Consider the following 14,925-nt stretch of genomic DNA (forward strand, 5'->3'; position numbering starts at 1 on the left):
CTAGACGGCGGCGGTGACGAGTCCTGCTGCGGCGCGGAGCTCCTCGACGCGGTCGAGCTGCTCCCAGGTGAAGCCCGGCAGCTCGCGGCCGAAGTGGCCGTACGCCGCGGTCTGGGCGTACCGGGGCTTGAGCAGGTCGAGGTCGCGGATGATCGCGGCGGGACGCAGGTCGAACACCTCGGTGATGGCGGCCTCGATCGTGGCGTCGTCGACGTGTCCGGTGCCGAACGACTCGACGTACAGACCGACGGGCTTCGCGCGGCCGATCGCGTAGGCGACCTGGACCTCGAGCCGGTCCGCGAGCCCCGCGGCGACGGCGTTCTTCGCGACCCAGCGGAGCGCGTAGGCGGCCGAGCGGTCGACCTTCGACGGGTCCTTGCCGCTGAACGCGCCGCCACCGTGGCGGGAGGCCCCGCCGTACGTGTCGACGATGACCTTGCGTCCGGTGAGTCCGGCGTCGCCCTGCGGGCCGCCGATCTCGAAGCGACCGGTCGGGTTCACGATCACGTCGACGTGCGACGAGTCGAGGTCGACCAGGTCGAGCACCGGACGGATGACGTGCTCCGTGATCTGCGCGGTGAGCTCGTCGAGCGTGACCGCGGGCGAGTGCTGCGTGGAGAGCACCACCGTCTCGACGGTCTTCGGCACGACGCCGTCGTAGCCGACGGTGACCTGGGTCTTGCCGTCCGGGCGGAGGTAGTCGAGCTGCCCGCTCTTGCGGACCTCGGCCAGCCGCTCCGCCAGGCGGTGCGCGAGCCAGATCGCGACGGGCATGTACTCGGGCGTCTCGTTCGTCGCGAAGCCGAACATGATGCCCTGGTCGCCGGCGCCCTGGCGGTCGAGCTCGTCGATGCCCGCACCGGACCGGCTGTCGAGCGACTCGTCGACGCCCTGGGCGATGTCCGGCGACTGCGCACCGATCGACACCTCGACACCGCAGGTGCGGCCGTCGAAGGAGACCTCGGACGAGTTGTACCCGATGCCCGTGATGACGTCGCGGACCAGCTTCGGGATCTCGACGTAGCCGGACGTGGTGACCTCGCCCGCGACGTGCACGAGCCCGGTGGTGACCATCGTCTCCACGGCGACGCGCGCGTGCGGGTCGACCGCGAGCAGCGCGTCGAGGATCGTGTCCGAGATCTGGTCGCAGATCTTGTCGGGGTGCCCCTCCGTCACCGACTCGGACGTGAAGAGGCGCAGGTTGGTGCCGCTCACCGGGGTCAGTCGGTGGGCTGCTGCTGCTTGGTGACGGTCAGCTTGTCCTCGTTGATCTCGTGCAGAGCAACGGACAGCGGCTTGTCGTCGATCGTGGAGTCGACGAGCGGACCGACGTTGTCGAACAGCGACCCCTCGTGCAGGTCGGCGTAGTAGTCGTTGATCTGACGGGCGCGCTTCGAGGCGAAGATGACGAGCGCGTACTTCGACTCCACCTTGGCGAGCAGGTCGTCGATGGGCGGGTCGATGATGCCCTGGGGGTTGGCCATGGTGTCTCCTGTCGGCTGCGGGTGCGTGGGGCGCGGGTCCGACCGGATCGGACCGCCCGACCGCGGTCGGGCTGCGCGGGCGCGACGCCGAGGAGGCGCGCGCGGGTGCGCCGTGTCAGGGCGCAGAGAACAAGTCTACGACCTCGCGTGCCGCGGTGCCGACATCCGAGTTCACGATGCGCACGTCGAACTCGTCCTGCGCGGCCAGTTCGACCTTCGCGGTCTCGAGTCGGCGTGCCTGTTCCTCGGCGGACTCGGTCCCGCGACCGATGAGCCGCCGGACGAGTTCCTCCCACGTCGGCGGCAGCAGGAACACGAGCACGGCCTCGGGCATGGCGTCGCGGACCTGCCGAGCACCCTGCAGGTCGATCTCGAGCAGCACCTTGTCGCCGGCGTCGAGCGCGCGGTCGATCGGCGGCCGTGGCGTGCCGTACCGGTAGGAGTTGTGCACCACGGCCCACTCGAGCAGCTCGCGGTCCCGGATCATCCGGTCGAACTCGGCGTCGTCCACGAAGTAGTAGTGCACGCCGTCGACCTCGCCCGGGCGGGGCTTCCGGGTCGTCGCCGACACGCTGAGGTCCACGTCGGGGAAGTGCTCGCGGATGTGCGCGCTCACGGTGCCCTTGCCGACGGCGGTCGGTCCGGCCAGCACGACGAGCTTCGACGCACCGCGCTTCCGGCCGCGGGCGGCGAGCCAGTCGGCCAGGGCCGTGCGCTGCCGGGTGCCGAGCCCGCCGAGCCGCTTCGACGGGGCGATGCGGAGCTCCCCCATCACGGCCTCGGCACGCGCCGGGCCGATCCCGGACATGCTCGTGAGCAGGTCGCGCACGCGCAGCGACTTCTCGGCGGGCAGGTCCGCGTCGGACCACGCGGCGCGAGCGACCTCGAGGGCGCTGCGCTCCCCCGACGCCACCTGCGCCTTGACGGCAGCACGGGCGCGCCGAGCGGCGACTGCCGCGCGGGCGGCGGCGACGCGGTCGACCTCCGGCGGGTTGCGGTGCGCGGGCAGGTCGCTGCGGTCCGGGGTCCCGGAGCCGGGCGTCTGGTCCGTGGGCGTCTGGTCCGTCACGCGGCGGCCCCGAGTGCGGCGTGGATGCGGTCCACGCGGTCCTGCACCAGCGCGGCGACCCCGTCCGGGCCGTCGGTCAGCAACCCGCGCGACTCGTTCACCAGGACCTGCTCGGCCCGCGCACCGTACCGGGCGCGCAGGTCCTCGATCCGGGCACCCTGGGCACCGAAGCCCGGGGCGAGCACCGGCGCGTTGCCGATGGCGCCCGCGTCGATGCCGAAGTCGTCGAGGTCGAGGGTGGCGCCGAGCACGAGCCCGACGTCCCCGAGCGGCTGCTCGCCGCCGGTCCGGTTGTCGTCTGCCACAGCAAGGACGATACCGGCAGCGACGGACCGTCCGGCACGCGGCCCCTCGGTGAGCACGGCCGTCTGGAGCACGCGCGCCTCCGGGTTGCTCGTCGCCGCGAGCACGAAGACGCCCGCACCGTTCCGTCGGGCGACGTCGACCGTGCCGGCGAGGGACCCGTACCCGAGGTACGGCGAGACCGTCATCGCGTCCGCCCGGAACGGCCCGTCGCGGTCGAGCCACGCGAGCGCGTAGTCGTCGCCGGTCGAGCCGATGTCGCCCCGCTTCACGTCGGCGACGACCAGGAGGCCCGCATCGCGTGCCCGACGCAGGGTCGCGTCGAGCGCGCGGTAGCCGGGGACCCCGGCCGCCTCGAAGAAGGCGATCTGCGGCTTCACGATCGCGGCGCGGCCGGCGGCCGCGTCGACCAGGGTCGCGCCGAAGGCGGTGAGGCCCTGCTCGTCGCGGCCGAGCCCCCACGCCGCCAGGGTGGCGGCGTGGGGGTCGATGCCGACGCACAGGGGGGAACGCTCCCCCACGGCGGCGGCGAGGCGGACACCGAAGGAGGCCGGGCCTCCCGTCCGTCCGTCGCTCACCAGGTCGCGCGCTCGAGCGCGTAGTCCTGCAGGCTGCGGGCGCTGAGCGGGGTGCCGATCGTCTCGATCGCGGCGACGGCCGCACCGAGCTGCGCGATCGTCGTGAAGAGCGGCTTGTCCGCGGCGACCGTGGCCGCACGGATCTCGTAGCCGTCCGCACGACCGGCGGCGCCGGAGGGCGTGTTGATGACGATGTCGACCGCGTCGCGGGCGAGCAGGTCGACCACGCTCTCACCGCCCTCGCTGTACTTGCCGACCAGGGTGACCTCGATGCCGTTGCGGCGCAGGACCTCGGCGGTCCCCTCGGTCGCGGTGATCGTGAAGCCGAGCTGCTGCAGGCGGTGCACGGGCAGGACGACCTGGCGCTTGTCGGTGTCCGCGACGCTCACGAAGACCGTGCCGCTCGTCGGCAGGCCGCCGTACGCGGCGTCCTGCGACTTGAGGAACGCCCGCGGGAAGTCGCGGTCGATGCCCATCACCTCGCCCGTGGAGCGCATCTCGGGGCTGAGCACCGAGTCGACGACCTGGCCGTCGTGAGTGCGGAAGCGGCGGAAGGGCAGCACGGCCTCCTTGACGGCGACCGGTGCCTGCGGCGGCACCGAGGAGCCGTCCCGCTCCGGCAGCATCCCCTCGGCGACGAGCGCGTCGATCGAGGTGCCGGTCATCACGCGGGAGGCCGCCTTGGCGAGCGGGATGCCGAGTGCCTTCGACACGAACGGGACCGTGCGGCTGGCGCGCGGGTTCGCCTCGAGGACGTAGAGCACGCCCGCACCGATCGCGAACTGCACGTTGAGCAGGCCCTGCACGCCGATGCCGCGGGCGATCTTCTCGGTGGCCTCGACCACGCCGCGGATCTCCGCCTTGCCGAGTCCGACCGGCGGCAGGGTGCAGGCCGAGTCGCCGGAGTGGATGCCGGCCTCCTCGATGTGCTCCATGATGCCGCCGACGTAGAGCCGCTCGCCGTCGAAGAGCGCGTCGACGTCGATCTCCACCGCGTCGTCGAGGAACCGGTCGACCAGCAGCGGCAGGTCCGGACCGATGATCGCCTGGTCGGCCATCCGGTCGAAGTAGTCCGCCAGGGCAGCCGGGTCGTAGACGATCTCCATGCCGCGTCCGCCGAGCACGAAGGACGGGCGGACGAGGACCGGGTACCCGATCTCCTCGGCGACCGCGGTCGCGCTCGCGAGGTCGTGGGCCGTGCCGTTCCGCGGTGCGAGCAGCCCGGCCTGCTCGAGGATCGCGGCGAACTGGCCACGCTCCTCGGCGGAGTCGATCGCGCTCGGGGTCGTGCCGAGGATCGGGATGCCGGCGGCCTCGAGGGGCTTCGCCAGGCCGAGGGCGGTCTGCCCGCCGAGCTGGACGACGACGCCGACGAGCTCACCGGAGGCCGCCTCGGCCTCGATGACCTCGAGGACGTCCTCGGTGGTGAGCGGCTCGAAGTAGAGCCGGTCCGAGGTGTCGTAGTCGGTGGAGACCGTCTCGGGGTTGCAGTTGATCATGATCGTCTCGTAGCCGGCGTCGCTCAGTGCGAACGAGGCGTGCACGCACGAGTAGTCGAACTCGACGCCCTGACCGATGCGGTTCGGGCCGGAGCCGAGGATGACGACCTTCTTCCGGTCGCTCGGGGCGACCTCGGTCTCCGCGTCGTACGACGAGTAGTGGTACGGCGTGAGGGCCGGGAACTCACCGGCGCAGGTGTCCACCGTCTTGAAGACCGGGCGGATTCCGAGCGCGTGACGGGCGTCGCGTGCCTCCTGCTCGGAGATGCCGCGCAGGGACGCGATCTGGGCGTCGCTGAAGCCGTGCTCCTTCGCCCAGCGCAGGGTGTCCGCGTCGAGCGTCTCCGCCGCACGCACCTCGTCGGCGACCTCGTTGATGAGGACGATCTGGTCGATGAACCACGGGTCGATCTTCGTGGCCTCGAACACCTCGTCCGCGGTGGCGCCGGCGACCAGGGCCTGCTGCACCGTGACGATGCGACCGTCGGTCGGCACCTGGGCCTTCGACAGCAGCGCGTCCTTGTCGAGCTCGGCCGCCGGGGTGTCCCAGTGGAAGCTCGACCCGCGCTTCTCGAGGCTCCGCAGGGACTTCTGCAGCGCCGTTGCGTAGTTGCGGCCGATGGCCATCGCCTCGCCGACGCTCTTCATGGTCGTGGTGAGCGTGGCGTCGGCCGCCGGGAACTTCTCGAACGCGAACCGCGGGGTCTTCACGACGACGTAGTCGAGCGTCGGCTCGAAGCTCGCCGGCGTCACACGGGTGATGTCGTTCTCGATCTCGTCGAGACGGTACCCGATCGCGAGCTTCGCGGCGATCTTCGCGATCGGGAAGCCGGTCGCCTTCGACGCGAGCGCGGACGAGCGGGAGACACGCGGGTTCATCTCGATGACGATCAGGCGCCCGTTCGACGGGTCGACCGCGAACTGGATGTTGCAGCCACCGGTGTCGACACCGACGCGACGGATGATGTCGATGCCGATGTTCCGCATGTTCTGGTACTCGCGGTCGGTCAGCGTCAGCGCGGGGGCGACGGTGATCGAGTCGCCCGTGTGCACGCCCACCGGGTCGACGTTCTCGATCGAGCAGATCACGACCGTGTTGTCGAAGTTGTCCCGCATGAGCTCGAGCTCGTACTCCTTCCAACCGAGGATGGACTCCTCGAGGAGCACCTCGGTGGTCGGGCTGGACTGCAGGCCGTCGCCGACGAAGCGGACGAGCTCCTCCTCGTTGTACGCGAAGCCGGAGCCGAGACCGCCCATGGTGAAGGACGGCCGGACGACGAGCGGGTAGCCGAGGTCCTGCGCGAACGCCTTCGCCTCGTCCAGGGTGTGCGCGATGTGGCTGCGGGCCACGTCGGCACCGGACTCGAGCACGAGCTCCTTGAAGAGCTGCCGGTCCTCACCGCGCTGGATCGCGTCGACCTTGGCACCGATGAGCTCGACGTCGTACTTCGCGAGGATGCCCTCGGCGTCGAGCTTGATCGCGGCGTTGAGCGCCGTCTGGCCGCCGAGCGTCGGCAGGACCGCGTCCGGACGCTCGATCTTGATGATCTCCTCGAGCGAGGCGCTGGTGATCGGCTCGATGTACGTCGCGTCGGCGAAGTCCGGGTCGGTCATGATCGTCGCCGGGTTCGGGTTGACGAGGATGACCCGGACGCCCTCGGCGCGGAGCACGCGGCACGCCTGGGTGCCGGAGTAGTCGAACTCGGCGGCCTGACCGATGACGATCGGGCCCGAGCCGATGACGAGGACGGAGTTGATGTCTGCGCGCTTCGGCATCAGTTGCTGCTTTCGTTCTGCGCGGCCGACGCGCCGGCGTCGGTCGTCGGGTCGGCTGCGGGGGTCGTGGCGGTGGCGGTCGCCGCGTCGAGCGGCTCCCCGTCGCGTCGCGCACGGACCAGGTCCGCGAACCGGTCGAACAGGTACATGGAGTCGTGCGGGCCGGCCGCCGCCTCGGGGTGGTACTGCACGCTGAACGCGGGCACGTCGAGCGCGCGGAGGCCCTCGACCACGTCGTCGTTCAGGGAGTAGTGCGAGACCTCGACCCGCCCGAACCCGGCCGGCGACTCGAGGACCTCGCCCAGGGGCGCGTCGACCGCGAAGCCGTGGTTCTGGCTCGTGATCTCGACCTTGCCGGTGGCGGTGTCGAGCACGGGCTGGTTGATGCCGCGGTGGCCGAACGGCAGCTTGTACGTGCCGAAGCCGAGCGCGCGACCGAGGAGCTGGTTGCCGAAGCAGATGCCGAAGAACGGGCGGCCGGTCCGCAGGGACTCCTGCAGCAGGGACACCTGCGCGTCGCTCGCGGCGGGGTCACCCGGGCCGTTCGAGTAGAACAGCGCGTCCGGGTCGAGCTCCTGCAGCGCCTCGGACGTGATGTCCTGCGGCACGACGTGCACCTCGAACCCGCGCTCGGCGAGGTAGCGGGTGGTCGAGGCCTTCACGCCGAGGTCGAGCACGGCGAGCCGGCCGATCTGCTCGCCGACGGCGGGGACCACGTAGGTCTCCGGGGTCGACACGATCGACGAGAAGCTCGCGCCGGTCATCGCGGCCTGCTCGCGCACGGCCCGGAGCTGCTCCTCGGCGGACAGGTCCGCGTCGGCGCCGCTGAACACGCCGCCCTTCATGGCGCCGGCGTCGCGGATCCGGCGGGTGAGCGCGCGCGTGTCGATCCCGGAGATGCCGACGATGCCGTCGCGCACCAGGTGGTCGTCCAGCGTCGCGTTCGCGCGGTGGTTCGACACGACGCGGCTGGGGTCGCGCACCACGTACCCGGCGACCCAGATGCGACGGGACTCGGGGTCCTCGTCGTTGACACCGGTGTTGCCGATGTGCGGCGCGGTCTGCACCACGATCTGTCCGGCGTAGGACGGGTCGGTCAGCGTCTCCTGGTAGCCGGTCATGCCGGTGGCGAAGACGACCTCTCCCAGGGATCGGCCTCGGGCGCCGTACGCCCGTCCGTCGTAGCGGGTGCCGTCCTCGAGGACCAGTACGGCCCGTTCGCGTGTCATCAGTTCGTCCCTTCGCCCGCGGTGTGCGGGTGTTCGTGCGTCGTCGTCAGTCCCTGCAGGGCGGCGAGTGCTGCTGCGCCGCCCTCCGGGAACCGGAAGTAGGTGTCGAGGTCCGTCGCTGCTGCGGCGCCGGTCGCCGTCCATCGCAGACGGACCAGTCCTCCGGGTTCGACCACCCGGTCGATGGCCGCGGTGGCCCGGTCGGCGCCGCGGACGGCGGTCGCGGCGATCCACCGGTCCTCGGCTCCGGCGTGGTGCAGGACCACGCCGGTGTCGTGCACGGTCACGCCGCCGCGGCCCCGGAACCCGAGACCGCCTGCCGTGATCCGCTCGAGCGGCTCGTCAGCGCGGGTCGTCGCGACCGTGAACCCGTCCCACGACCCGACCGCCGGTCCCAGCCCGGTCGGGACCGGGACGGGAGGCACGGCTGCCGTCTGCGCGCGGGTCCGGGTCCGCCAGGTGCGCGCCATCGCGACGAACAGCGCGGCCACCAGGAGCAGGATCGCCGCTCCGGTCAGCCAGCGCAGTGCGTCGCCGCTCATCGTGTCACCGCCCGGCTCACGCGGACGCCGCCTTCGTCGACCGCGCCGACGGGGTCGCGGCTGCGGCCGCGGCGACGGTCTCGGCGTCGACGAGCACGCCGTCGAGCAGCGTCGGGTAGCCGTGGTGGAAGGTCGCGACCACCCGGCCGGGCAGCCGCATGCCGAGGTACGGCGAGTTCTGCGACTGGCCGTGCAGGTCGTCGACCGAGAACTCCCGCACCGCCGCGGGGTCGTACAGCGTCAGCTCGGCGGGGGCACCCTCGGCGATGCGCTGACCGTGCCCCTCGACCTGGCCGATGCGCGCCGGTGCCTCGGACAGCACGCGGGCGACGTCGGCCCAGTCGAGCCGGCCGTCCTCGACCACGGCGGCGTGCACGACGCTCAGCGCCGACTCGAGCCCGACCATGCCGTTCGCCGCGGCCGGCCACTCGCAGCACTTCGCCTCGGCGGTGTGCGGTGCGTGGTCGGTCGCGACGATGTCGATCGTGCCGTCGGCCAGTGCTCCGCGCAGCGCGTCGACGTCCTCGCGGGAGCGCAACGGTGGGTTCACCTTGTACCGGGCGTCGTACCCGGGTGCGCCGTCGATCCCCGCGATGAGGTCCTCGGTCAGGATCAGGTGGTGCGGTGTGACCTCGGCGGTGACGTCGATGCCGCGGGACTTCGCCCAGCGGATCACCTCGACGCTGCCGGCGGTCGAGACGTGGCAGACGTGCAGCCGTGCGCCGACGTGGTCGGCGAGCAGGACGTCGCGGGCGATGATCGCCTCCTCGGCGACGGCCGGCCACCCGGCGAGCCCGAGCTCCGAGGACAGCCGACCCTCGTTCATCTGCGCACCGATGGTCAGCCGGGGCTCCTGCGCGTGCTGCGCGAGCACACCGCCGAAGCCCTTGACGTACTCGAGCGCCCGGCGCATGAGGAGCGGGTCCGACACGCAGGAGCCGTCGTCCGAGAACACCCGGACCCGGGCGCGCGAGGTCGCCATCGCGCCGATCTCGGACAGGTGCGTGCCCTGCAGCCCCTGGGACACCGCGCCGATCGGGCGGACCGTCACGTACCCGGCGTCGTCGCCGAGCGCCTGCACCTGCTCGACCACTCCAGCGGTGTCGGCGACCGGCGACGAGTTCGCCATCGCGTTCACCGCGGTGAAACCGCCGGCTGCCGCGGCCCGCGAGCCGGTGAGGACGGTCTCCGACTCCTCGGAGCCGGGCTCACGGAGGTGCGTGTGGAGGTCGACGAGCCCGGGGAGGGCGAGCAGACCGTCCGCGTCGACCACCGTCGCGCCGACCGTGTCGAGACCGGAGCCGACCGCGGTGATGCGTCGTCCCTCCAGGCGGATGTCGGCACGCGAGCCGTCGACCAGCTGCGCGCCGCGGATGAGGTGGGCGGTCATGCGACGGGCTCCTTCGGTTCGTGCTCGCCGGTCAGGGCGAGGTACAGGACGGCCATGCGGACGGAGACGCCGTTGGCGACCTGCTCGACGACGGTCGAGCGCGGGTCGTCGGCGGCGACGCCGGCGATCTCCAGGCCGCGGTTCATCGGGCCCGGGTGCATGATCAGCGTGCGCTCCGAGAGGGCCGCCGCCCGTGCCGCCGTCAGACCGAAGTGCCGCGTGTACTCCCGCGGGTTCGGGAAGAACGCGTCGTTCATCCGCTCCTGCTGGATGCGGAGCAGCATCACGACGTCCGGGTCCTCCCCGAGGGCGGCGTCGAGGTCGTGGTGCACGGCGGCGCCGAACGGACGGTCGACCGCGGGCAGCAGCGTGGGCGGCGCGGCGAAGGTCACCTCGGCACCGAGCGTGCGCAGCAGCCAGGCGTTGCTCCGGGCGACACGGCTGTGCAGGACGTCGCCGACGATCGCCACGCGGACGCCGTCGAGCGCCCGGCCGCGGCTGTCGGTGCCGTGGATCCGTCGGCGCATCGTGAAGGCGTCGAGCAGGGCCTGCGTCGGGTGCTCGTGCGTCCCGTCACCGGCGTTCACGACCGGGACGTCGATCCAGTCGGCCTCGGCGAGGACCCGCGGGGCTCCCGACGCCGGGTGGCGCATGACGATGCCGTCGATGCCCATCGCACCGAGGGTCTGCACGGTGTCCTTCAACGACTCGCCCTTCGAGACGCTGGAGCCCTTCGCCGCGAAGTTGATGACGTCGGCGGAGAGCCGCTTGGCGGCTGCCTCGAACGAGATGCGGGTCCGGGTCGAGTCCTCGAAGAACAGGTTCACGACGGTCTTGCCGCGGAGGGCTGGGAGCTTCCGGACCTCGCGGGTGTTGACCTCGGCCATCTCCTCGGCGACGTCGAGGATCCGGACGGCCTCGGCGCGCGACAGGTCGGCGGTGGAGAGGAGGTGCTTCACGGGGCGACCCCCTGCTCGTGCCGCGTCGTCTCGTGCTGCGTCGGCTCGTGCTGCTCGATGACGACCTCGTCGGTGCCGTCCGTCTCGGTCAGGCGCAGCGTGACCCGCTCGTCGGCGGCCGTCGGCAGGTTCTTGCCGACGTGGTCCGCCCGGATGGGCAGTTCGCGGTGGCCGCGGTCGACGAGCACCGCGAGCCGCACCGCCCGGGGCCGGCCGATGCCCTGCAGGGCGTCGAGCGCTGCCCGCACGGTGCGACCCGAGTAGAGCACGTCGTCGACCAGCACGACGACCTTGCCGTCGATGCCGCTCGTCGGGATCGTCGTGCGGTGCGGCGCACGACCGATGCCGTGGCCGAGGTCGTCCCGGTGCATCGTGACGTCGAGCGTGCCGAGCCGCTGGTCGCGGTCCGCTGCCCACTCGGGTTCGATGTCGGCAAGGACGCGGTCGAGCCGCTCGGCCAGGACGGCACCCCGTGTCGGGATGCCCAGGAGCACGAGGTCCGAGGCGCCGTGGTTGGCCTCGAGGATCTCGTGCGCGATGCGTGTCAGAGCACGCGTGATGTCGGGGTGTTGCAGGACCGTTCTGGTGCCCACGCCGACCTCCTTCCCCGCCTCACCGGACGGACTTAAAGGATGCTGACGTGGACAACCCTACTCGGACTCCTGGTCCCCCGCGACAGTCCGACCGGACGGTACGGCGGCCTCGTCGGCGCTCCGACCGGACGGTGCACGGCCGCCCGCGACGGCGCCGAGGACGCCGTTCACGAAGCCGGCCGAGTCCTCCGTCGAGAGCGACTGCGCGAGCTCGACCGCCTCGGCGATCGCGACCGCGTCCGGGACCTCCGGGTTGTACCGGAGCTCCCAGACGCCCATCCGGAGGATGCAGCGGTCGAGGACGGGCATGCGGGCGACGGACCACCCCTGCGCGTGCTCGACGATCACCTTGTCGATCGCAGCGCGGTCGTCGTCGATGCCGGTGACGATCTGCCGGGCGTAGTCCCAGCTCGAGGCGCGCTCGGGCTGGTCGAGGTGCCGGACCGTCTCGGTCGCCAGGACGTCCGCGATCGGGAGCTCACGCACCTCGGCGACGTAGAGCATGTCGAGGGCGCGCTTGCGGGCCTTCGAACGAGCACTCATGTGGTCGGCGCCTAGTTGTTGACGCGGCCGAGGAAGCTGCCGTCGCGCGTGTCGATCTTCACGGTGGTGCCGTTCTCGAGGTACAGCGGCACCTGGATGCGGTGACCGGTCGCGATGATGGTCGCGTCCTTCGTGCCACCGGAGGAACGGTCGCCCTGCAGGCCCGGCTCGGTCTCGACCTCGGTGACGATCGACGTCGGGAGCTCGATGTACAGCGGGTTGCCCTCGTTCATCGCGATGGTGACCATGGCGGACTCGAGCAGGTAGTTCTTGGCGTCGCCGACGACGGTCTCCGACACGGGGACCTGGTCGTACGTGTCGGTGTCCATGAAGACGTAGGACTCGCCGTCCTGGTACAGGTACTGGTAGTCGCGGCGGTCCACGGTCGCGGTGTCGATCTTCGCGCCGGCGTTGAACGTGCGGTCGACGACCTTGCCCGAGACGACGTTCTTGAGCTTGGTGCGGACGAAGGCGCCGCCCTTGCCCGGCTTCACGTGCTGGAACTCGACGACCGACCAGAGCTGCCCGTCGATGATGAGAACGGCGCCGTTCTTGATGTCAGTGGTACTCGCCATGGGTCTTCCGTTCGATGGTGTTGTGAAGGTCTCCCGGACGTGCGTCCGGTCCCGGCGACGGCGGGGTGTGCCCGCGCCGACGCCCCGTCGAGTGTAGCGGACGGGCACGGACCGGCCGGGGCGGGGCGCAGTGCGGGCGGCGGCGCGGCTGCCCGGCCGACCACCCGTGGGTCACCGCCGGCGTCGAGCCCGCCACGCGTCGATCGCGGCCCACACCAGCAGCACCACGGCGGTACCGCCCAGGATCCCGCCCGCGGCACCGGTGGAGAGCACCGCCGTCGGCCGCGCCGGCGAGGCGAGGTACACGATCGCCAGCACGCCGGCACCCGCTCCGAGCAGGACGAGCAGGACGCGCCGGACCAGACCGGAGACCACCTCGCGGTCCCGCCGGTCCGAGAACAGCCGGATGTTCACCGCGAACCTGCCGGTCTCGAGCGCCTCGGTGATCCGGTCGACCCGTCGGGGCAGCTTGCGCGCGGCCGACACCACGCCGAAGAGCTCACGGACCGCGAGGTCCCGGACCGCTCGCGGTCGGAGCTGGTCGCGGATCTGCCGCCTCGCCAGGTCGCGGGACTCCTCGAGCAGGTCGAACGACGGCGCGAGGCTGCGCAGGGTCCCCTCGAAGATCGCCAGCGCGCGGGCCGCGGCGACGAAGTCCGGCGGCGGCTTGAGCCGGTAGCGCCCGAACACGGCGACGGCGTCGTCCACCGTCTCGACGCCGATCCGCGCACCGGGCCCGAGCTCGTCCGCGACGAACGCGGCGATGTCCCGGCGGAAGTCCGGCTCGTCCTCGACGTCACGCACCGGGGCCATGCGCATCACCGCGTCCGCGATCCGCTCGGTGTCGTCCTGGATGTACCCGGCGAGCAGGTCCTGCACGGTGCTCCGCAGGCCCGGGTCGAGCCGGCCGACGGACCCGAAGTCGATCAGGGCCGGGCGGCCGTCGGGCAGCAGCACGACGTTGCCCGGGTGCAGGTCAGCGTGGTAGATCCCGTCGAAGACGATCTGCCGGAGGAAGGCGTCGAGGACGGCCCGCATCGGGGCGTCGAGGTCCTGACCACCCCCGGCGGCCCGGACCGCGCTGAGCGTCTCGCCCTCGAGGAACTCCATCACCATCACCCGACGCCCGGAGAGGTCGCGGTACGGCTCGGGGTAGGCGACCGCGTCCGGTCGGGCGCTCCGCGCCTGCGCCGCACGCAGTGCGGTGAGGTTCCGCATCTCCGACGTGAAGTCCACCTGCCGCACGAGGTCGTCGGCGTACTGCTGCGCGACGTCCGCGACGCCGACCTGTCGGGCCTCGGTGCTCGTCCGGGCCAGGAACCTGACGACCCGCAGCGCGATGTCGACGTCGCGCCGGACCGCGGCGTCGATCCCGGGTCGCTGGACCTTCACGGCGACGACGCTGCCGTCACGGAGGGTGGCCCGGTGCACCTGCGCGATGGACGCAGCGGCGACCGGTTCGGTGTCGAAGGACGCGAACACCTCGTCGACGGGCGCGCCCAGCTCCTCCGCGAGGAGCGCCGCGACCTCGACCGCGTCGGCGGGGCGGACGCTGCGCTGCAGGTGCGCGAGCCCCTCGGTCCACTCGTCCGGCAGCAGGTCGTCGCGCGTCGACAGGAGCTGTCCCATCTTCACGAACCCGCCGCCCGCCTCCTCGAGGGCGCGACGCAGGTGCTCGGCCTGCCGCCGCCGCAGGTCCGACGTCCCCGGGTCGCGTGAGAAGTCGAGCCGTCGGAACGGCACCAGTTCGTGGCGCCGGGCGATCGACAGGAGTTCGGCGAAGCGTCGGGCACGGGTACGCATGCTGCCGACGGCGGCGTCCTGCTGGCCGAGGTCGCTCAGGCGGGGCGGGGTGGGCACCGCACCAGTCTGCTCCCCGGGCCTGCGGGCCTGCCCCGTTCCTGCACAGCCGGGAGGCACGGTTCACCGCCCACAGGTCGGCTGACCGGACGCGTCAGGTCAGGTCTACTGCACGACCCTCGTGGCATGGACACTGCACGCACCACCGCCGCGATCGCTGCGACGGCGTCGATCGCCGCTGCCGTCGTCAGCTGGTTCGGCGCGTTCCAGGCGCGACGGTCCGCAGACCGCGACCATGCCTGGACACGGTTCGTCTGGGCGCTCGCTCGTCGACGGGACAGCCCGGAGTACGACATCTCGAAACGTGTGCTCGTGGCACTCGAAGACGTAGCGTGGTGGTCCGAACCGGACCGGCGGCTCGCCACCCAGGCGCTGCGTCGCATCATCGCCGCCGAAGCCCAGCCCGACCCCACCACGACGACCACCGACGGAAGGACCGGATCAGATGCCCCTCCGGAGACCACTCCCTGACGCACCGGATCTCGACGTCGACGGGCGCGAGCAGTACTACGCGTGGGTGAACGG

14 protein-coding genes are annotated in these 14,925 nt (G+C 71.9%); 1 reads left to right on the forward strand and 13 read right to left on the reverse strand.

Annotated elements, in window-relative coordinates:
- From metK to ACIQFY_RS03015, 13 genes are all read right to left on the reverse strand, one after another.
- Complete coding sequence (metK, locus tag ACIQFY_RS02955; RefSeq protein ID WP_400338196.1) at positions 1 to 1,215, reverse strand: methionine adenosyltransferase; 1,215 nt, start codon at positions 1,213 to 1,215, stop codon at positions 1 to 3.
- A gap of 5 nt (positions 1,216 to 1,220) precedes the next feature.
- The gene (gene rpoZ / locus ACIQFY_RS02960) at positions 1,221 to 1,484 is read right to left on the reverse strand and encodes a DNA-directed RNA polymerase subunit omega (RefSeq protein WP_022906709.1); all 264 of its coding nucleotides are present in this window, start codon (positions 1,482 to 1,484) and stop codon (positions 1,221 to 1,223) included.
- 115 nt (positions 1,485 to 1,599) lie between these two features.
- Complete coding sequence (gene gmk / locus ACIQFY_RS02965) at positions 1,600 to 2,493, reverse strand: guanylate kinase (protein ID WP_400338397.1); 894 nt, start codon at positions 2,491 to 2,493, stop codon at positions 1,600 to 1,602.
- 56 nt (positions 2,494 to 2,549) lie between these two features.
- Positions 2,550 to 3,434, reverse strand: coding sequence for an orotidine-5'-phosphate decarboxylase (gene pyrF, locus ACIQFY_RS02970; protein WP_400338198.1), 885 nt, complete (start codon positions 3,432 to 3,434; stop codon positions 2,550 to 2,552).
- Entirely contained in the window at positions 3,431 to 6,709 is a 3,279-nt protein-coding gene (carB, locus tag ACIQFY_RS02975; protein ID WP_311205454.1) for a carbamoyl-phosphate synthase large subunit, read from the reverse strand. Before carB ends, pyrF begins: the two co-directional genes overlap by 4 nt.
- A complete protein-coding gene (gene carA / locus ACIQFY_RS02980; RefSeq protein WP_400338200.1) occupies positions 6,709 to 7,938 on the reverse strand; it encodes a glutamine-hydrolyzing carbamoyl-phosphate synthase small subunit in 1,230 nt (409 codons plus the stop codon). The genes carB and carA overlap by 1 nt, the downstream gene beginning before the upstream one ends.
- Positions 7,938 to 8,480, reverse strand: a complete 543-nt coding sequence (locus ACIQFY_RS02985) for a hypothetical protein (RefSeq protein WP_066654534.1) — start codon at positions 8,478 to 8,480, stop codon at positions 7,938 to 7,940. Before ACIQFY_RS02985 ends, carA begins: the two co-directional genes overlap by 1 nt.
- A gap of 16 nt (positions 8,481 to 8,496) precedes the next feature.
- On the reverse strand, positions 8,497 to 9,870 hold the full coding sequence (locus ACIQFY_RS02990) for a dihydroorotase (RefSeq protein WP_311205456.1): 1,374 nt from the start codon (positions 9,868 to 9,870) through the stop codon (positions 8,497 to 8,499).
- Positions 9,867 to 10,829: an aspartate carbamoyltransferase catalytic subunit gene (locus ACIQFY_RS02995; protein ID WP_066654539.1), complete on the reverse strand. Its 963-nt coding sequence runs from the start codon at positions 10,827 to 10,829 to the stop codon at positions 9,867 to 9,869. Before ACIQFY_RS02995 ends, ACIQFY_RS02990 begins: the two co-directional genes overlap by 4 nt.
- Complete coding sequence (pyrR, locus tag ACIQFY_RS03000) at positions 10,826 to 11,422, reverse strand: bifunctional pyr operon transcriptional regulator/uracil phosphoribosyltransferase PyrR (RefSeq protein WP_209682451.1); 597 nt, start codon at positions 11,420 to 11,422, stop codon at positions 10,826 to 10,828. The genes ACIQFY_RS02995 and pyrR overlap by 4 nt, the downstream gene beginning before the upstream one ends.
- 57 nt (positions 11,423 to 11,479) lie before the next feature.
- Positions 11,480 to 11,965, reverse strand: a complete 486-nt coding sequence (gene nusB, locus ACIQFY_RS03005) for a transcription antitermination factor NusB (protein ID WP_209682449.1) — start codon at positions 11,963 to 11,965, stop codon at positions 11,480 to 11,482.
- Positions 11,966 to 11,976: 11 nt separating this feature from the next.
- Positions 11,977 to 12,540, reverse strand: coding sequence for an elongation factor P (efp, locus tag ACIQFY_RS03010; protein ID WP_058729119.1), 564 nt, complete (start codon positions 12,538 to 12,540; stop codon positions 11,977 to 11,979).
- A gap of 171 nt (positions 12,541 to 12,711) precedes the next feature.
- Positions 12,712 to 14,400, reverse strand: coding sequence for an ABC1 kinase family protein (locus ACIQFY_RS03015; RefSeq protein WP_400338203.1), 1,689 nt, complete (start codon positions 14,398 to 14,400; stop codon positions 12,712 to 12,714).
- Positions 14,401 to 14,526: 126 nt separating this feature from the next.
- Between ACIQFY_RS03015 and ACIQFY_RS03020 the strand changes: the two genes are divergently transcribed.
- Positions 14,527 to 14,871 (forward strand): hypothetical protein, encoded by a 345-nt coding sequence (locus ACIQFY_RS03020; protein ID WP_400338205.1) that lies wholly within the window; start codon positions 14,527 to 14,529, stop codon positions 14,869 to 14,871.
- Positions 14,872 to 14,925: the final 54 nt, after the last annotated feature.

It is taken from the genome of Curtobacterium sp. NPDC092190, assembly GCF_044755625.1.
Classification (GTDB): Bacteria; Actinomycetota; Actinomycetes; order Actinomycetales; family Microbacteriaceae; genus Curtobacterium.